The sequence below is a fragment of the Rhodopirellula baltica SH 1 genome, from assembly GCF_000196115.1.
GTDB classification, from domain to species: Bacteria; Planctomycetota; Planctomycetia; order Pirellulales; family Pirellulaceae; genus Rhodopirellula; species Rhodopirellula baltica.
Genome location: NC_005027.1, coordinates 4044712 through 4062979, shown reverse-complemented (window position 1 = coordinate 4062979; position 18268 = coordinate 4044712). Strand labels below are relative to the sequence as shown.

General features: G+C 54.9%; 15 protein-coding genes. 6 read left to right on the top strand and 9 right to left on the bottom strand.

The annotated features are described in order from the left end of the window. Positions 1 to 20 precede the first annotated feature (20 nt). Positions 21 to 923 (top strand): alpha/beta hydrolase, encoded by a 903-nt coding sequence (locus tag RB_RS15420; protein WP_011121449.1) that lies wholly within the window; start codon positions 21 to 23, stop codon positions 921 to 923. A 133-nt stretch (positions 924 to 1056) separates the two neighbouring features. Then, the gene (locus RB_RS15415; protein WP_231845680.1) at positions 1057 to 2586 is read left to right on the top strand and encodes a sulfatase family protein; all 1530 of its coding nucleotides are present in this window, start codon (positions 1057 to 1059) and stop codon (positions 2584 to 2586) included. Between the two features lies 1 nt (position 2587). Here the strand turns inward: RB_RS15415 and RB_RS15410 are convergent, their stop codons facing one another. From RB_RS15410 to RB_RS15395, 4 genes are all read right to left on the bottom strand, one after another. Next, complete coding sequence (locus RB_RS15410) at positions 2588 to 3010, bottom strand: TadE/TadG family type IV pilus assembly protein (protein WP_007325606.1); 423 nt, start codon at positions 3008 to 3010, stop codon at positions 2588 to 2590. 50 nt (positions 3011 to 3060) lie between these two features. Further along, complete coding sequence (locus RB_RS15405; protein WP_164922077.1) at positions 3061 to 4152, bottom strand: vWA domain-containing protein; 1092 nt, start codon at positions 4150 to 4152, stop codon at positions 3061 to 3063. Positions 4153 to 4228: 76 nt separating this feature from the next. Next, on the bottom strand, positions 4229 to 4666 hold the full coding sequence (locus RB_RS15400) for a TadE/TadG family type IV pilus assembly protein (protein WP_011121445.1): 438 nt from the start codon (positions 4664 to 4666) through the stop codon (positions 4229 to 4231). Positions 4667 to 4676: 10 nt separating this feature from the next. Further along, positions 4677 to 5168: a hypothetical protein gene (locus tag RB_RS15395; RefSeq protein ID WP_231845679.1), complete on the bottom strand. Its 492-nt coding sequence runs from the start codon at positions 5166 to 5168 to the stop codon at positions 4677 to 4679. Positions 5169 to 5440: 272 nt separating this feature from the next. Between RB_RS15395 and RB_RS15390 the strand changes: the two genes are divergently transcribed. From RB_RS15390 to RB_RS15380, 3 genes are all read left to right on the top strand, one after another. Then, positions 5441 to 6298, top strand: coding sequence for a phytanoyl-CoA dioxygenase family protein (locus RB_RS15390; RefSeq protein WP_007331388.1), 858 nt, complete (start codon positions 5441 to 5443; stop codon positions 6296 to 6298). A gap of 394 nt (positions 6299 to 6692) precedes the next feature. Further along, entirely contained in the window at positions 6693 to 7577 is an 885-nt protein-coding gene (gene metF / locus RB_RS15385) for a methylenetetrahydrofolate reductase [NAD(P)H] (RefSeq protein WP_007331387.1), read from the top strand. A 229-nt stretch (positions 7578 to 7806) separates the two neighbouring features. Further along, a complete protein-coding gene (locus RB_RS15380; RefSeq protein WP_007336495.1) occupies positions 7807 to 7995 on the top strand; it encodes a hypothetical protein in 189 nt (62 codons plus the stop codon). A gap of 207 nt (positions 7996 to 8202) precedes the next feature. On the opposite strand, the gene RB_RS15375 is transcribed toward RB_RS15380, so the two are convergent. The 5 genes from RB_RS15375 to RB_RS15350 all read right to left on the bottom strand — a co-directional run bounded on the left by RB_RS15375 (position 8203) and on the right by RB_RS15350 (position 17190). After that, positions 8203 to 10281 (bottom strand): outer membrane protein assembly factor BamB family protein, encoded by a 2079-nt coding sequence (locus RB_RS15375; RefSeq protein WP_011121439.1) that lies wholly within the window; start codon positions 10279 to 10281, stop codon positions 8203 to 8205. A gap of 142 nt (positions 10282 to 10423) precedes the next feature. Further along, positions 10424 to 12658: an outer membrane protein assembly factor BamB family protein gene (locus tag RB_RS15365; RefSeq protein WP_164922887.1), complete on the bottom strand. Its 2235-nt coding sequence runs from the start codon at positions 12656 to 12658 to the stop codon at positions 10424 to 10426. Between the two features lie 350 nt (positions 12659 to 13008). Then, positions 13009 to 13380: a cupin domain-containing protein gene (locus tag RB_RS15360; protein ID WP_011121435.1), complete on the bottom strand. Its 372-nt coding sequence runs from the start codon at positions 13378 to 13380 to the stop codon at positions 13009 to 13011. A gap of 722 nt (positions 13381 to 14102) precedes the next feature. After that, complete coding sequence (locus RB_RS15355; protein ID WP_037226531.1) at positions 14103 to 14711, bottom strand: hypothetical protein; 609 nt, start codon at positions 14709 to 14711, stop codon at positions 14103 to 14105. A 454-nt stretch (positions 14712 to 15165) separates the two neighbouring features. Continuing rightward, positions 15166 to 17190: a transglutaminase-like domain-containing protein gene (locus RB_RS15350; protein ID WP_011121428.1), complete on the bottom strand. Its 2025-nt coding sequence runs from the start codon at positions 17188 to 17190 to the stop codon at positions 15166 to 15168. Between the two features lie 363 nt (positions 17191 to 17553). Here RB_RS15350 and RB_RS15345 point away from each other — a divergent pair, with 363 nt between their 5' ends. Next, a complete protein-coding gene (locus RB_RS15345; protein ID WP_007326821.1) occupies positions 17554 to 18264 on the top strand; it encodes a hypothetical protein in 711 nt (236 codons plus the stop codon). Positions 18265 to 18268: the final 4 nt, after the last annotated feature.

The window sequence follows — 18268 nt, the reverse complement described above, 5'->3', positions numbered from 1 at the left end:
GTTGATTTGGGAACGCGAAGATGAAACACCGTCATAGCCTTTGGTTGCTCATTGTCATGTCTTTGCTGATATTGCAGAAGACCGGTCACTGCGAGGAATCAAGTTCGGTTGTGAAGCATCAAGGACTCGTCTACGCGGAGGTTTCAGGTGCCGGGAACGAAGCTCGATCGCTTCAGCTGGATTTGTTTTTGCCAATGACGTCCGAGCCGCCTCCTTTGGTGGTTTGGATTCACGGCGGCGGATGGCGAAATGGTTCGCGACGAAATCCAAAACTGATGGAGGTGACCGAAAACGGCTATGCGTTGGCCAGCTTGAGTTATCGCTTCTCAAAAGAGGCGATTTTTCCCGCTCAGGTTCACGACTGCAAAGCGGCGATTCGTTGGTTGAGAGCGAATTCAAATCGCTATGGATACAACGCGGAATGGATCGCGGTCGCGGGAAGTTCCGCGGGCGGGCATTTGGCGTTGTTGCTTGGCACGTCGGGTGACGTGACTGAGTTGGAAGGAGAAGTTGGCGGCAACCTCAAGCAGTCTTCCAGCGTGCAGGCCGTGATCGATTACTTCGGCCCAACTGACTTTGTTTTACGTGGGAAGACTCAACCCGAGCGAGCGTACACCAATCAATCCGGCAGTTACGCCTTGCTGGGCGGCGAAGGCGGAAAGGTTCCCGAGCAGATGGAACGATTGGCTAGCCCGGCGACCTATGTGTCCACCGACGACCCGCCGCTATTGATCTTTCATGGGACCGCCGACAAGACGGTGTTGTTGGATCAAAGCGACCGGATGGTTGAGTTGTACGACGCCGTTGGTCTGGACGTCGAACTCATCAGGCTGGAAGGAGCAGGCCACGGCGGCAAGCGATTCTTTGAGGGGGATTCACTTCAGAAAGCAATTCTTTTTTTGAACGCCCATCGACCGGATTGATTTAAGAATGAGAGTTTGCCAAAGCCTATGATGGGCGACTGATTTCGCTGTTTGCGTCGGCGAAATTTTAATGCGATTCCGATTGCGGGTTGGTTGGAAAGGCGGACGCGTTTGCTTCTTTGGAGAACAGAGAATGTCGTTTAGATTGAGCGGGTTGTTGTGTGGCGTTGTGATGATCGTGTTTGTCACGGTGCTGGGCCGAGATCTCGTTGGCGATGAGGTGGATCGTCCCAATGTGATTTTGGTGATGGCGGATGATTTGGGGTATGCGCAGACGGGATACTTTGACCATCCGTTGCTGAAGACACCGGAGCTCGATCGATTGGCCGCCGGCGGTTTGCGTCTGGATCGGTTCTACGCGGCTTCCGCAGTTTGCTCGCCGACCCGAGCTAGCGTGTTGACGGGGCGTTCGCCTGAGCGAACCGGTGTGCCTTCGCATGGTCACGCCCTGCGACATCAAGAGCGATCCATCGCATCTGCGATCCGAAAAGCTGGCTATGTGACGGGTCACTTTGGTAAGTGGCATCTCAATGGCCTTCGCGGGCCGGGTGTTCCGATCCTGGGCGAGGATCGCTATCACCCCGGTCGGTTTGGGTTTGATGTGTGGTTGTCGGTGACCAACTTCTTTGATCGCAATCCGTTGATGAGTCGACGGGGAAAGTTTGAAGCGTTTGAAGGCGACTCGTCCGAAGTGATCGTGAAAGAGGCGTTGGACTTCGCGTCTCGATCAGCACGGTCTCAGCAACCGTTTTTCGCGGTGGTTTGGTATGGCACCCCACACAGTCCGTTTGTTGCATCCGATGAAGACATGCAAACACTGGTCGACGCGGGCGAAGACGAAGATGAGAAGGCTAGGTTGCAGCGGATCGTCGATGGCATGGATGAGGGTTCTCGCAATCACTATGGTGAATTGGTTGCCATGGACCGAAGTCTGGGGACTCTGCGAGAAGGGCTGGAGCGATTGCGGGTGCTGGACAACACGCTGATTTGGTTCTGCAGTGACAACGGTGGTTTGAAGGGCATCGAACCATCGACGACGGAACCGTTGCGCGGTCACAAGTCGCAGCTTTACGAGGGCGGGCTACGTGTGCCTTGTGTATTGCACTGGCCCGACCAGATTCAAGCAGGTCGCATCAGTCGGGTTCCAGCTTGTGCGACCGACATTGCGCCGACGCTGGTGGATTTGCTGGGATTGCCCGGTGACTCACTGACCACGCCTGTCGATGGGATCAGTTTGTTGCCAGTGATTCAGGGTCAGGATGAGGCGGTGGTGTCGCATCGCGAAAAACCGCTCGGGTTTCGTTTTCGCGGTAATTCGGCGGTGGTCGACAACCGGTGGAAGTTGATTCGCGAGACGCGAAAGCAGAAGGGGAAATCGGTGACGAGCGAACAGTTGTATCAACTGGACGAAGATGTCAGCGAAAGCAAAGACGTGACCGGTGACTACCCGGAAATTGCATCGCGTTTGAGCGAGTGGTTGGCCGAATGGAATGACTCCGTCGAGGACAGCGTGTCGGGTTTGGATTATTCCGAAGGCCGCGTGAATCCAGACCACGCTGAACCGAAGTATTGGACGAACGATTCGCGTTACGAAGTGTTCTTTGACGAGTGGCGTGATCGACCGGAGTATCAATCGTTCTTGAAGACTCGATTGGGAAAGTGAATCAGCGGCCTTCGCGACGCATCGTCAATTCTCGTTGCATCTCCTCACCCAAGAAGTATTGAGCAGGGACGTAGGTGTTGCGATCCAACGGGACAGTCACACGAACGGTGACGTCTTGTGTTGCATCGGTGATGTTCGCCGGTTCGACTTCCAAAGTGAATTCATCGATTCCGATCGTACCAAGAATTCGAGTCGCTTCGGCTCGGATTTCAGCGTTGGTTCCACCAGGAATGATTCCGACGCGTGCGCCTTCGTAAACGGCGTTGTCGACCGTATGCCGAACCATCGCCACTCGCATGAATTCGAAGCCTGCGAAGAAGAACAGGAACAACAGCGGGACGACGATGGCAAATTCGACCGCGACGGCCCCTTTTCGGGATTCCGGTTTGGCGAAGTGTCGGCGAGCGTGAGACAGAGATTGCATGGGGTTGGATCGTGAGAAAATGAAGTGGAAGTGCGGCCGGTCAGGCGTATTTATTCCGTCAAAACCGTTCCGAGTGTCAGTGCGATCTCACGATAGATGTCACGCAATTGATCGCCATTGGTGGCATGGAAGTGACGTCCCCCGCCAATTCGTGCGACGTCTTGCATGCGACCGAAATCGGCCCCAGCTCCGAAAGTGATCGTGTGGATGGTGACGCCATCGGCCGCCAAGTCGGTTGCCACGACGCGTGGTTCGGGGCCGCGGTTGTGGCGACCATCCGTCATGACGATCATGGTTCGTTCGACAAATTCAGGTGGGCGACCACGCAGTGCAATTTCTTGCCCTGCTTGCATGCCGCGGGAGATGCTGGTGAAGCCGCCGGTTCGTAGGCGGTCCATCGCATTGTTGACCTCAGCGAAATTCTCGGTCAGTTGAACGTCTTCGCTGGCTCGGTCGTTGTACGAAGCCAACCCAATCTGTTCGTCGACGGGGGTCGTTGCGAGCAGGTCGGTAAAGATCCGAATAGCGGCTTGCAAATCATTGAATCGGCTGCCGGCCATCGAGCCACTGCGGTCGACCACCAAAGTGATGTCTCGTTCGACGTAAGTTGCCGTCGCGAAGGCTTCGGGTTCAAAGATGGATGTTCCGGTGACATTTCCGAAGAACAATGGAACAGGACCCGAAAGTGAACCAGTCGTGCGTTGTCCGTTGACGCGAACACCGTTGAAAGGTGCTTCGCCGGCATTGAATGCGTACTTGCCATTGACCTGACGATCGGATCTGCCGAACTGAAAGTCTCCATCAGCGAGAAGCAAAGGTTGGCCATTGACCAAATTAGCTTGTGCGATTTGCTGTCCACGTTGAATCGCGAGATTTCGATCGAGTGTATCTGCCAAGGTCGTCGCGGCAGCATTCGCGGCGGCGTCGGTGGATGAACGCAACTCGGTTCGAGCCAAGTGCATTTGGGCGATGTCGATCGAGAATGCCACAACGATTAGAAACAAGAACATCATGATCGCGATCAGGACCAGCATCGCCCCGTGCCGTTGCGGTGCGTTTCGAGCTTGCTTGGGGTCCAATGCGACGCAGCGATCGCGAAATTTGCGAGACAGTTTCGCTTTGCTAGTGAAGGGATTTCGCATGGTGCAGTTCTGAACGAGTCGGAGAAAGATGGGGCGAGTCGGACGTGCGTTTGGGAATCAACGACGTGCTGATGTCTTACTGCTTCAGCATCACTGTGTTGACGGTGAGTTGGCGGTTGGTGAGAAACCGTCCCAGCAAGGGACTGTTCTCTGCACTCGAAGCCGTCACGGAGGTGATGACTTCTGCTGCACGATCGGCATCCAATGATTCGCCATTGGGGAAAGTGATTCGGTAGCCAACGATGCCACGCGAATCGAGGATCGCTTGGGCTCTCGCTGCGGCGTCGGCATTGCTTCGTCCATCGCGAATTGCTTCGCGGGTGGATTCGTAGGCGGCGACGTTGAGAGACTGTTTCAAGAAAATCATGCTGGAGGCTTCGATTGAACCGAAAACCAGCAGGATCAGAATCGGCAAGCAAACGGCGAATTCAACCGTTGCCACACCGGATCGGCGACGACGATGACGCCGCCCAGGAACTGATTTGTTCCGTCGTTTGGAGGTGGGTACAGGCATCGGAATGAAATCAGGCGTTGGTGGATGATGGGCTGGTTTCGTCGCCGGTTGGTTCGGCGTCGGCATCGGACAACAACCCGGTTCGCTGGGCCATGCTGTTGAACGAATCAGCGACGTCTTTCCAAAAGTCATTGGTTCGGAATGACAAACGCTTGACTGGGCGGCCTTCGGCCGCGTTGAGAATCTCGGTTCGCAATCGCATGATCGGTCCGGCGAAACGATTGGTTAGTTTCAGTGTGTCGAGCACAAAGGCGGGGATCAGCGCGACCGAAATCAAGAAGAACGGTAAGAACCGGCGTACACAGTCTTCGAACGAGTGCTGCCAGCTCAGGTCAGGTTGTTCAAACAAACGCAACCAGAGCAGCAAGGCAACGGAGTTGCACACAAACAAAACGATCCAGTGAAAAGCAATCTTCTTCACGACGCCGTATTGGACTGTGCGATCGACGACCGTCGTGGATCGGTCCTTCCGTGTTGGATGAGTGCTGGCTGCGATGGACATGATGCAAACCGTTCGAACGAATTGGGTGCTGACAAAGAGGGAAATGTGTCGCAACCGCCATGATGGCAACGGTTGCATCCAACCCTAGTTCGCATGGATTGATCGGCGCCTCCAACCTGACGGGTGGCATCCCAGCAAAAGAGAAAGTCGATGGACTAATCCGGTTTTGACGGTCTTGCAGGCATGTCCCGGCAAGCTGGTTGGGTTGAATCGGCCGCGGGACTGACTGACAATGAACAAATCCCCACACCTATTCACGAAGTCCAACGCTCATGAACAACAACAGTTCCTCCTCGGACACTCAGTTCGCGATCATTCCTGATCGGGAATCCATTGCGACGGTCCAGCGTGACATCCGCTTCTTTCCGACCATCAATGATTCTCCAAATCTGCTGAGCCAAGAGCAGGTGAAGGCTTGGAACGAAGATGGCTATTTGGGGCCGCTGGATGTTCTCGACGCGAATGAAACCGCTTCGCTGCGTGAATACTTTGATGCCTTGTTGGCAGAAACCATGGCGGCCGGAAAAGACAGCTATTCGATCAGCAGTGCTCATCTGAAGCACGCTCGTGTTTGGGATTTGCTTCAGCATCCAAAGTTAGTTGGATACGTTTCCGATTTGCTGGGTGAAGATGTCATTGGCTGGGGATCGCATTTCTTCTGCAAGATGCCTGGCGATGGCAAGCGAGTTGATTGGCATCAAGATGCCAGCTACTGGCCTCTGACACCAACCAAAGCCGTGACCGTTTGGCTGGCGATCGACGATGCCGATTTAGACAATGGTGGGATGGAAGTCTTCACCGGTTCTCATCAGCACGGATTGATTGATTTTGACATGACCGATTCAGATTCGGGGAATGTTCTGGATCAAGTCGTCGCGGAACCTGAGAAGTATGGAACGCACCGGTTCACTCCCGTTCGTGCCGGACAGGTGTCCATCCATAGCGATTTGTTGGTTCACGGATCGGCGCCCAACCAGAGTGACCGACGGCGTTGCGGTTTGACGCTGCGGTATTGCCCCGCGGACGTGACAGCGTATTTGGGCTGGGAAAAGAAGGGTGTGGTCGTTGCCGGCACCGCTCCGGCAGGTAAATGGCCGGGGGCTCAGCGGCCTGAGTCGTTTGCCTCGTAATCCGTCAATGCGAGAGGCAACGCCGAAACCGATTGTTTCAGCCACCGAAGTGTGCTGATCATCTGGATATCCACGCGGTTTTAATGGCGAATTCGGTTTGGGAGCGACGGAAAAAACGGTAAAGTTCGGCGGCTTCGGTTCAATCGTGGTGGGAGTCTCGGTTCCGTAAAACGAGCGGGCGTTTATACTGGCGCGGTGCCCGGTTTCGTCGGCTGCCGCTGAGCCGGTGAAGTTGCCAGGCTATTCTTTCGCAGTGTTGAGAGCGTTTCTGCGATGGAAATGTGTGGTGGCTTGAACTTCCTAGACGTTCATCGAAGGGACCGAAGACAATTCTGTCGGTGCAGTTCACTCACCAAAAAATGAAACACTCTCGTTTCGCAGCTTTTTCTCCTTTGTGATTTGTTTGATGACTCTGGCTTCTGTCTATCAGTCCACCGATTGTGCGATTTCATTTGAGCTTTTTCCGCCTAAGACCTCCGAAGGTGTGGAATTGCTCTGCAAAAACGTCGAACGGTTGATGCAGTTTGGCCCGAAGTATTTCACCTGCACTTACGGAGCGGGCGGTTCGAGCCAAGGAACAACACTCGAGGTCCTGCAGAAGGTGAAGCAAATCACCAAACTGCCCGTCGCATCTCACCTGACCTGTGTCGGGTCGACCGTGAAGGAACTGGAGGCCTACCTCACGGAAGCCGGTCGGATCGGCGTCGACTACATCGTTGCTTTGCGTGGTGACCCACCCAAGGGAACAACGCAATTCGAAGTCACCGAGGGCGGTCTGAAATACGCCAATGAGTTGGTGGAACTGATCCGTGGACGATTCGGTGATTTAGGAATTGCGGTTGCGGGCTATCCTGAGACACATCAAGAAGCGGTGGACTTCCAAACCGATTTGACCAATCTGAAGCGAAAGGTCGACGCGGGAGCAGACATCGTCATCACGCAGTTGTTCTACGACAACGATGATTTTTACCGGTTCCGCGACGCCTGTGAGAAGGTTGGCATCGAGGTGCCGATCGTTCCAGGGATTTTGCCCGTGACCAATTTCAAGCAAGCGAAACGGATCGCATCGATGTGCAAGGCGGCGATCCCGCAATCACTGGAATCCGCGATGACCGAAGCAGATGATGATCAGGATCAATTCCGCGTGGGCGTCGAGCACGCTCGTCAGCAAACGATTGATTTGGTGAACAATGGCGTGCCCGGCATCCATTATTACGTTCTGAACAAAAGCGAAGCTGCCGCTGAACTGCTCGACGGGTTGTCGCTGACGAGTTGCTGAGCGTCGGCGTGTCAGTGACCTTTTTAAGGTTGCGGAAAGTCGCTTTGTTGGCGGATTGTGTTTTCCTGGTGCGCGTTGTGTGTCATTCTGCCCGCACAATCCAACCAGATGGACTTTGGGTCGTGACGAAATGTCGCTTTTGGTGAATCGCGACCTAAGCGAACGTCGAAAAGTTGGTTTAGAGAGCTAGGCTTTCGTGTCCACCGACCTTCTGAACGAGACGACACCCATGTTCGCTCCCATTTCGACGCCATTCATTCACACGCTTCATGGTTTGACCTATCGGGTCGCACCTGTCTCGCAGCGTAGTGAGAACGAAGATCCACAAACTTCACGACGTCGTGAAGAGCATGTTGTGGATCGGCCAACGCCTAAACGCCGCAACTCCGATGAACAGTCCTTGGATCAAGACGCGTAATTTCGCGATTGATTCCGAGGCCGACCCGTCAAGCTGATTTCGCTCGTTTCCAAACGAGTTTCGCCACCGGTCCAAACTGAACAAGGTGGCGAAATGTTGATTCTAGCGATGGTCTTTGGCTCTGCCATCAGTTCGTTGTTTCAAGAACGCGTCGCTCACGGTCTAGCTGTGGCGACGCCGAATGATGGTCTCGGTCGCTGAAGGTGCTCAGCGAGGTTTACCGATTGCGAACAGCTTGTCCTTCGTGCTGATGAAGATCGTTTCATCGGCAGCGACGGGTGTGCTGTAAACGCTGGTTCCCATGTTGATCTCTTCGATGGGCTCATTGTTCTCCGCACCAAACTCGAACACGCAGACGTCACCGTCTTCATCACCGATGTAGACCTTGTCGTCGGCGATCAGCGGGCTGCCCCAGCTTTGGGCGAACATGTCGTAGGTGAAGTGAACAATCGGTGTGCCATCTTCATTCCCTTTCGCGTCCAAGCAGTGGACCAATCCGGAGAAGTCAGCGATGTAAAGCACGTCATCTTTGATGGCAACCGTGCCGCAACTGCGGTGCATTTCTTCTTCGAAATCAATTTCACCGTCGTCGTTTTGGTCAGCCAATGAGTAGTGCCAAACGACAGCCGAATTCGGATTGTCGACAGCAGCCTCGCCCTTTTCCGGTTCAACCGCTTGAATGCGTTTGTGGTCGATGGGTTCGCGGCTATCGCCTTCCAATTTCACGGCCAACTGAGGCGAAACATCGCCACGTTTGGTGGGGTCGATGCACCACAGGTGACCTTCCCCTTCGCCGTGCTCAGGGTCTTGTCCAACGGCGACATAAACCCAACCGTCGTAAGCAACCGGGGTCGCGATCAGGTTGTTGCGAGTGCCTTCGCCGCCGAGGATCCATTTGGATTCCTTGGGATTGCAGTCGAACTTCCAAAGCAATTCGCCCGCACCATCTTTTCCGCCGTCAGCTTTGAAGCTGTACAACCATCCGTCGCCACCGCAGAACAAAACTTGCGGTACGCCACCGAGGACTTCGATGGAAGGTGACGACCATTGTCCGTGCAAAATGTTAGTGCCAGGAGATTGATCAGTCCACAACACCTCACCGGTGTTCTTGTTCATGCAGATGAAGCTGGGAGCTTCGGGTGCGGGCAAGTTGATGTGTGATTCGTCGAGACCGTTGCTGGTGTTGACGAACAACAAGTCTCCGTAGCTGGTGACGCTGCATGAGCACATGTTGTGTTGGCTGACCCCGAGTTCATCCATCATGTTGAAAACCCAAATCACGTCAGCGTCTTGTTTGTCCTCTACCGACAATGTCTTGAAGATCGAGATGCGTGGTCCGAGTTGTTTGATTGCCAGTGTACGATCGACGCCACCAAAATTGCCTTTGGCGGTCCATGATTTGTTTTCCGCGAGTGTTTTGATTTCGATGTCGCCTTCGGGTTCACTTCCGGCGTCGGTCAAAACCTTCGTCAGTGATTTGGTCAATTCACCTTGGTTCAGCGACGACAACGAATCTTCGTAGTCGCTTCCTTCGCCGCTGTTCATCAAGTCGCCGACACGAGCCACTTCGTTTTGGACTGGTCCGTCGTCTTCACCATCATGGAAACCTTTGGTGTCCAGGCAGCGGACTTCACCGCGGCTGGTCACGAACCACAATCGTTCGCCTTCGACCAATGGTGCACAGCAGATGCCCTGCAATGGCCAATCGTGGACACGACCGGTGATCAGTTTTTCGCTGCTGTGTTGCCATAGGAAGCTGCCGTCTTTCTGGTCGAAAGCGAGCAAGCAACCGAGGTCCACGTTGCTGGGATAGCGTTTGAGGTAACCGTTGCCGTTGTTGGAACCGACGTAGACTTGGCCTCCTGAAACGACTGGGTTTCCGTAGGTTTGGCTTCCTAGGCTGGAGAACCAGCGGACGTTTTCAGCTTTGGATCCATCCCACTCGCCGGTGCGGCGATCAAATTTGCCGATGTTCCAGGACTCGGGCAGGTTCTTTGCATTGGGCACATTGTTGCGGACGCGGGTGCCGCCCCATTGTGGCCATTCCTTGCCGGATTCGATGACCTCAGCGGGAGGGATGAATTCGCTAACGTCGGCAGCAGATCCAGAATCGGATTTCGATTTGTCCACGTCGGCCACGACCGTTTCGTTCGCAGCAGCGGCGGCCAATGTGACAGTGCTCAACGGAACAGGCGGTTGGCAACCGCTCAGCAGAACCGTTGTCAGTGTGCCCAGTATCGCTGAGCCAAGCATCAAGCACCAAGCAGAAAATTCAGAGCGAGCCATGATTGTTTTTGGGAGGGAGGGTTCGTTGGATGTTCGAAGCGAATTGCGACGGTTGGAGGGTCGCGATCTCGCTGCAGATTGGGAGGGAGTTCAATCAGTCGGTGACGTTGGATGCGGCACAAAATCAACCGCATCATCGCGATCACTCATTGGGTGTGACTTCCAGGTTGTCGATGTAGAGCTCAGCGACCTTCGCGTTGCCGTACAAACCAGGACTGGCCGACAGAACAGGAATCTTGTCTTCCGCGGTCACGGTCCAGTCAGCGGGCTCTTCTTCACCGCGAGGCCAGACTTTGCCCTTCAACACGGCAATGGCGTTGTCGCCGCTGCCTTCGATTTGGGCTCGGAATTTCATCCGATACCACTGGTCTTCTTTCCAAGGGAAATCAACGGTTTGTGCCATTCGCAATTGCGGTGACCAAGATCGGATTTGCAACTGTTGGCTGTTGCCCATCAAGTCCAAGACATAGCCGTGAGCGGTTAAACCGATGTCCGGGAGTTGGTCATTGGCACGGCTGCCACGAACGTCAGCGGCGATGGTGTAGTTCTTCAGTTCGCTGGATCCCATCCAAGCACGGCTTCGTGCTCCCTTTGGAATCGTGCTGATCTTCACGAGTGCCGGTGAACCATCGACAGGGCGGATCACGTGACGATAGCGAGCCCCCACCCAGGACAGTGGTGGATCGTTCAAGTCATCAAAGTCGAACGCCCATGGCAGTTCAGGAACGATGCGAACCCGAGTGCGTCCGGTGACGCTGCCAACTTTGGCGATGATGGTGGCCGCGGTGTGGGCGACGTCGGAATCGGCGGTGAAGACGTTGCCGTCGACCGAGCCAGGGCCTTCGACACTGAAGGTGATGTCCGAATCGGCCGGATCAGCCAAACGTTGTCCCAATCGATTGAACAATCGAACTGATAGCTTCATGGTTTGACCGGGATACAGTAAACCTTCCGCTGGCGTGACCAACAACTGAGCTGGTTCCGGGTTTTCTTCGATGGGCGTCTCGCCGAGCAATTGTTCTGCCAGGACGAGTGGCTTTTGCTTTGATTCAGGCGAGCCGACGCAATACAGGGCCGAAGCACCTTGGAAATAAAGCTTGCCGTTGGCCAAGATTGGCGAGGAATGAAATGCCTCGTTGCGAATTCGGCCCTTGCTGAGGAACTCAACGCCGTCCTCCGTCATTTCCAAGATCGCCCACCGACCGTTTTCGGTCAGGACGTACAGCTTTTCATCTGCGACTAAGAGCGAGGGCCATTGTTTGCGGTCACCGATTGCGATCCGCTCTGCGATCAAGTCACCGGTTTCGGTGTCAATGATCCAAAGCTTGCAACGGTCATCGACCACATACAAACGGTTGTCGACGACGACGGGGGCACTGCGGCCGACGACCAGCCCTTCCATCTTCCAGACTTCTTTGCCGTAGGTTTCGTCGCCGGTTCCGCCGACTTCGACGGAAGCGACCGCACCCATCGAGCTGCCGGACATGTTTTCTTCGCTGTGGCTAGCATAAACCCGGTTGCCGTCGACCAAAGGCGTGGCGAACAATCCGCGACGAGATAGGTCGTGATGCCAAAGTGGCTTGCCGGTGCGAGGTTGGATGCCCCAGACCGCTCCATCGCCCGTTCCCAGGATCAATTGCCGTTGGCCTTCGATCGTGGTCAGTGTGGGCGCTGAGTAGGTCGTATCGTTGGGCAAATCCTTGGTGCCACTGAACCAGACAACCTCGCCGGTCAGTTTGTCCATCGCGATCAAGCGGTGGTTGGGTTTGGCAGCTTCGCCCCAGTTAATGATGATACCGCTGATGATCACGAGGTCTTCGTGAATCACAGGAAAGTTGGTCCGACCGCCGTAGGTCGACAACATCCCGAATTGTTCGTGAAGGGGTTTGCTCCAGACAGTTTGCCCGGTTTCTCCATTGATACAGAGAAACAAATCGCACACGCCCAGGGCATAAACGTTGCCGCTCTCGGGATCCGCGACAACGCTGCTCCAACCCACCCGGGTGTCAGGAACGTCAGATAGATAGACGTTGAAAGCGTTTTCCCAGAGGGTTTCACCGGTTTCCGCGTCGAGGCAGACGACCTTTTCGCCTTCGGTGTCCGTGCCCGGATTCGAACGCATCATCGTGTAAAGCCGGCCGTTCATCGAAACTGGCGTGCTGCGAGTACCGATGTCTTCCCGTTTCCAGATGAGGTTGCTGCCCTCGCCGCCTTCGGAATCCCAGTCTTCGACCAGGTTTTCAGCTTCGGCGGTCCCGTTGAAGTTAGGGCCTCGCCAGTAAGTCCAGTCCGCCGTTTGACCGTTTTCTTGGGCACGGGCGGTGTTGGATCCGAGGGTCACACCTACAAAACCCATCAAACACAGCAACACGGTCACCGCACGAGCAGTGCTGGCCTGTTGTTGTGAGGTCCTTTGGGATTGTGGCGAAGTGACAGAGCGGCGCAACGTCGCGAACATCAAGGATTCCGGTGGGAGGGATGAGGTGGGAAGGTGGGGCACGACAGGATAATTCGAATCGTATTGGTTGAAATGATTTTAGCGTGCCGGGACCCGTCACGTGCAATCCCCTCGAATGCTCAAAACGTAAAAGCTGACAAGTCTGCCCTTTCGGCGTGTTTTTGCGTTTTCGTGGGAGCAGGACGCTTTTGAAACCGGATCTGAGCACAGACGGCACCGGATCCGAGATCAGACGGCACAGCGCAGTCGAGTTACAGAAAACGAGTCGTTCAGGCTGAAGAGACGGCCGGATCTCCGAAGTGCTCGTCCGCGGGATCGAACTCAGGTGTGCACACGATCAGTACCTCCATTTTTCCGACCGCTCGATGTTGGACCCCGGGTGGAATGAGAATGGACATCAGTGGCCGAACGGGATGAAGTTCGCCATTGAGTTCGATCGCGGCGTCGGCGTCACAGGTCAGAATCACGTAGACCTCGGTGTGATCGCGGTGGTGATGCGGTTTCGCATCCAGGCTGATCTGTGTCAGGTGCAACGTGCCGGGGAACTCAGGTGACTCCGCGAAGGCTCGGCGAGCCTGCCCGCAGGGGCATTCAACCGGTTTGATCCGTGTCAAATCCACGATTTCGGGTTTGGCGACCATCGGTTTTGACTTCTGTACTACGAATGTGGCGAAGGACGGCCTGGTTTCACGTTGGCAAGTTCCACGGCATCGACCGCTCGGATTGAGCCTCCGCCCCGGCCATCAGAGGGTGTTTTTGTCAGTCTGGATCGATTGCACGCATCGTACCAGAGGATCGTTCGGGACGACCCATACCCGCCGGATAACCGGGCTGAAATTCCGTAAGCCGCAAACGTTAACAAGCTGCCGAAAAACACCCAAACCACTGCATTGAAGCCTAGGTGTCGCCGATACGTTTGTTGTCCGACCGCATGAGTCGGGTTTGAAACGCTCCCGGCGTCGAAGGCTCGAATTCACTCAGGCGACTCGGATGACCCAGAGATGCAGACAGCGGATGTCTGCATCTGGCAGATGTTTCTTCATCCAACGATTGGACCAGCTACACCGTCGCCAGAGACCCTGGCACGAATCGAAATGGATTTCAGAACTGAACGAAGTCAGCGGGCTGGGTGCTCGCACCTGGTTCGGTTTGTGTTCTGAAGTCTTGACCTCGGGACTTGATCGTCGGCGACTTCGTCCGACGACCGTGTCCCCAAGGGCAACGATTCAACGGTGAGGTTGCAGAATCGCAAGTGACGGATCACTGCCGACAACTTCCCGCAACAATCTCGAGAGGGAGAATAATCTCCGATGAAGCGGACAATTTTAACATTGACGATGGTCGTGGCGAGTTCGGTCTGTACTCAAGGCTTTGGCTTTGACTTGCTTGATCGCATGCTCGGCATGAAAGGCTGCGGCAGCTCGACAGCTTGCTGCGAAGCTCCTGTTTGCGAACCTACTTGTGGTTTGGAAGCACCTTGCGGCGGTTGCGACAGCGACTGCGGATGTGCTCCTGCTTGCGAACCCGATTGCGGTTGCGAAGCTCCTTGTGGCGGTTGCGACTCCGGTTGTGGCTTGCTGAAGGGCAAACTGCTCGGCGGATGCAACAGCTGTGCAGAACCAACTTGCGGTTGCGAAATCGCTGATTGTGGCTGTGCTCCTGCATGCGAAACCGCTTGCGAACCAGCTTGTGGTTGCGAAATCGCTTCTTGCGAACCTTCGTGCTGCGACAGCGGATGCAGCATCGGCAAGGGCGGCTTGCTCAGCAAGTTGTTCAACAAGGGCTGCAACAGCTGCTGCGAAGCTCCATGCGAAGTCGCTTGCGAACCAGCTTGCGGTTGCGAAATCGCTTCTTGCGAACCTACCTGCTGCGATAGCGGATGTGACAGCGGTTGCTGCAGCATCGGCAAAGGTGGCTTGTTGAAGAAACTCTTCGGCAACCTCGGTTGCAAGAAGAGCAGCTGCTGTGACATGGGCTGCGATGCAGCTCCTTGTGACACCGGATGCGGATGTGGATCGACCTATGCTGCTCCTACCGCAGCACCAGTTGTTGCTCCTCAAGCAGCTCCAATGCCACCAGCACCGATCGTTGATCCAAGTGCAAGCATTTCCCGTAATCGTCGCGTCATTCAGGCCAGTGCCAGCTACGTTCGCTGAGTGAACTTGTTCACTTGATGAAAGTAGACCACTGCGTCAAACAGACGTGACTCCAAAACGCCTCGGCGAAGGGTAACCTTCTCCGGGGCGTTTTTTTATGCGCTCGTCGTCGGGCGGAGACAAACCCGTTGGCTATCGGATCAATTCGTACGCTGATCAAAACTTCTTACGCTGAACAAAGCTCCGTACGCTGAACAAAGCTCCGTACGCTGAACAAAGCGATGTAAAACGATGCGGCCGAGCCGAGCTTGACCATCGCGGCGATTGCAATCATGCCCCGCGAATGACCGCGTAGATGCTGATCTGCATCCGCGAAAGTTTGTCGATGAAGTCTTCGACCAAATCAATGGGATCGATGTCCTTCATGTCGGTCGTCTCAATCGCCAAGCAATCAGGTTTGGTTTCGGTTCCTTCAACCGGGTCCAAACAAATCCACTGATCGTCCACTTTGGCCACAACCCACGCGTGATAAACAAAGCGGTTCCCATCGGGCAAACGTGCTCGTGTTTGAAACGGCAACGCCAGATCTCGTGTGGGCGAAATGTGGTCGGCAGTTTGGTGACGAATGCCCATTACCATCCGAGACGGGATGCCAGCGGATCGCAATAAAGCCATCAGCAGAATGGACTGCTCCGTGCTGTCGGCCGTCGATGAGTCCGCAATCTGGCTGGCCGGCCGCATCCCTTGTGAAAGTGGTTGAAAGGACAACAGCGAGTGAACCGTTCGGTTCATCTCCATCGCACGCTCAGCAGTTGTGAAGTCAGGACTGTTGGCCGTCGCCTTGGCAATCCGCCGGACGGTAGCGGATCGATAGTCGACCAAGGATGTCGCCGCCAAATCAGCCGGTGTGTCTTCTCCTCCGAATTGATCAAAGCGATCACGAAGCTTTGATTGAGGAACAGGAACGCGGGAAACGATCAGCTTTTGCTCGACGCCGTCACCGCCGCGTTGTAGATATTGCCGTGGTGCCAATGCAATCCGGTTGTCGTCGTCATCAGCGGGTGCGTCAGACTCTGATTCGGTGGTCTGCTCGTCTTCGCTTGGCGTGACCGATTCAGGTGCGGGCGGTTTGGCCCACATGATTTTGTATCCCACTTGTCGCAGATCGCCCGCTAGCAAGCTGGACTCCGTTTCCAAAGGTTTGCCCTGTACCTGCAAGGCAATCGGATAATCTTGGTTGAGGAACTCTTTTCCCAGCAGTTTGTACTGGGACTCTTTGCAGCCGTACGAAAATCGTTGTTCGTTCGAGACGTGATAGAGCTGGACCTGGCCCTGATCATCAAACCAATAAACGCTTTCCCGTTGACGTTTGGGGTCGAGCGACAGCAAACAAGATGCTTCTTGGAGAACGACCTCTTGGAACCCTTGCGGAGTCAATACCGAAGGCGAAGCGAGTGAGTTGTGTTGCAGACGAAGCGTTGCAACTTCGCCCATGATCGGAAGCAACACGTTGGCTTCGCGAATCTCGCCTTCCTTCAGCGGCTTTCGGCGCAATGTCTGGTAAACGTGCAGTGGTCCGCCGAGTGGCGAGTTGATTCGCAGTGTCTTCTTCTGCGATGAGACCAAACGGTCATCTACGAACTGCACTTCGCTCGCGGTGATTTCAATGGTCCGGTGCGATTCAATTGGGCCTCGCCGGAACGTGCAGTCGACTTTCTTTAGATCGCCGTTGGCATCGTGCCAAAATGTTTGCTGGTTGGATTCGAGGATCTGCAGCATGCCTCGGTAAGTCAAACCTTGTTCTTCCAGTTCAACTTTGATTTGGTTGTCGACTGTTCGAGTGGATTTGGCATGAATGCCGCCCAGGATGGTTGAACGCAGGCTGTGAATTTGCCACGTTTCCCATTCGTCGGCGAGTCGATTCGCGATGTCGCCCGCGGAAGTCTGTGAGGCAGGTTTGCCGGAGACCGTTCCCATGGTCGCCGAAGGTGATTGACCTGGGGTGAGGATTTCTGGCATTCCGGATTGCCGCATTGCGTCGGCGGCAGAATTCGGGCGTGCCGTGTTGCTGGCCTGAGACGCGAAAGATGACGAAGCGTCAGAATGCCAAGGGGCCGGTTTTTCAAACGATTCAATGTCGTACCGATCAGGCAGATCGCAACCCAGCGGGCCTGCGATCACGGGGACTGCGATCGCGATCAGACAGAGTGTTCTCAGCGACTTTCGAGCCCGGTGCTTCGTGAAATCCGAGTTCGCGGCATTGGACTCACAGCCGAGGCCCGATGAATGGCCTTGGTTCGAGAAAATGCGTCGTAGACGGGGCAAAGTCCGTCGGAATGCTGTTCGATCCATCATGACCAGCCGCTTGAATGCGTTTCAAAGAAGCGTTTTTCTGAAATTCGCGGCGATTGAGCACCGCTGACACCCCAATGTCGACTCCCTGGCTTTTGTGTCAACCGCTTTCGGTGGGTTCTGTTCGTGTGTTGGCCATTTGGTGGCAGGTTGAGCAGAACGTTTGTGCCGGTTGTAGCGGTGAAAATTTTTGGGAGGCCAGCACAAAACCCATTCAGCGAGTTTTGAGCGGTTCTGGATGAGTTGTGGAGTCTTCGTCGAGGTGTGACCTAGCTTTGTGTGTTCACCAGTCGCAGCGGTGAACCGGCTCAGGCAATCTTTTCACCCTGACGTCGACACTACGAACGCGTCGAAAATTACCAACCAATGGGCTTTCTCAAACGCATCCTTCGTCCGACGACACAGGACGACGCGATTCCGACATCCGCGCCAGGCAGCTTTGAACGTCTTTCCGACGAAGAGTTGCAAGTTCACATGGGGATCAAAACCTATGGGATGTTTGAATTGACTGACGCCATCCGACCTTCCTACGACGTGCAGATTTCGCCACGTCAAGGATTTCGATACGACAAATACGTCGACGAATCCAATGGATCCACCACTCCGGTGATCATGGCCGCCGCATCCAAGCCGATTTTGATGGATGTGTTCTTGGACCTGATTGATCAATTGGGCAGTGTTGTCGATGTTGTCTTGGAAACGAGCCATCACAGTTCTTCACAACACGAAGATCTGTACCGCGAACACATCGATGTTCCCGTGCTGAAAAGCATCCTGATGGAATTCGAAGACGTGCTGCTCAATGACGGCTGCACCGGCATCGCCATCATCAACACGGCCAAGCAACAGGAAGTCCAATTGGACGAACACAAACTGTTGATTGCTTATGGCACGCCGCTGGATGGATTCCGTCAAACGTTGATCAATTCCGACGTCTACCCGGACGACTCGATCAAGTTTGTTACCGAGGCTGAGCATGTGCACAGCAGCAGCGAACGCTTGTACGACAAGTTCCAGCAGTTCAAAACCCGCTTGGGTGTTGAAGACGAACACGAGCCCGAATGCGGTGCTTGGTGATTGA

Coding starts and splice junctions, on each gene's coding strand:
- RB_RS15420 (WP_011121449.1), top strand. CDS start 21: ATGAAACACCGTCATAGCCTTTGGTTGCTCATTGTCATGTCTTTGCTG.
- RB_RS15415 (WP_231845680.1), top strand. CDS start 1,057: ATGTCGTTTAGATTGAGCGGGTTGTTGTGTGGCGTTGTGATGATCGTG.
- RB_RS15410 (WP_007325606.1), bottom strand. CDS start 3,010: ATGCAATCTCTGTCTCACGCTCGCCGACACTTCGCCAAACCGGAATCC.
- RB_RS15405 (WP_164922077.1), bottom strand. CDS start 4,152: ATGCGAAATCCCTTCACTAGCAAAGCGAAACTGTCTCGCAAATTTCGC.
- RB_RS15400 (WP_011121445.1), bottom strand. CDS start 4,666: ATGCCTGTACCCACCTCCAAACGACGGAACAAATCAGTTCCTGGGCGG.
- RB_RS15395 (WP_231845679.1), bottom strand. CDS start 5,168: ATGTCCATCGCAGCCAGCACTCATCCAACACGGAAGGACCGATCCACG.
- RB_RS15390 (WP_007331388.1), top strand. CDS start 5,441: ATGAACAACAACAGTTCCTCCTCGGACACTCAGTTCGCGATCATTCCT.
- RB_RS15380 (WP_007336495.1), top strand. CDS start 7,807: ATGTTCGCTCCCATTTCGACGCCATTCATTCACACGCTTCATGGTTTG.
- RB_RS15375 (WP_011121439.1), bottom strand. CDS start 10,281: ATGGCTCGCTCTGAATTTTCTGCTTGGTGCTTGATGCTTGGCTCAGCG.
- RB_RS15360 (WP_011121435.1), bottom strand. CDS start 13,380: ATGGTCGCCAAACCCGAAATCGTGGATTTGACACGGATCAAACCGGTT.
- RB_RS15355 (WP_037226531.1), bottom strand. CDS start 14,711: ATGTCACAGCAGCTGCTCTTCTTGCAACCGAGGTTGCCGAAGAGTTTC.
- RB_RS15350 (WP_011121428.1), bottom strand. CDS start 17,190: ATGATGGATCGAACAGCATTCCGACGGACTTTGCCCCGTCTACGACGC.
- RB_RS15345 (WP_007326821.1), top strand. CDS start 17,554: ATGGGCTTTCTCAAACGCATCCTTCGTCCGACGACACAGGACGACGCG.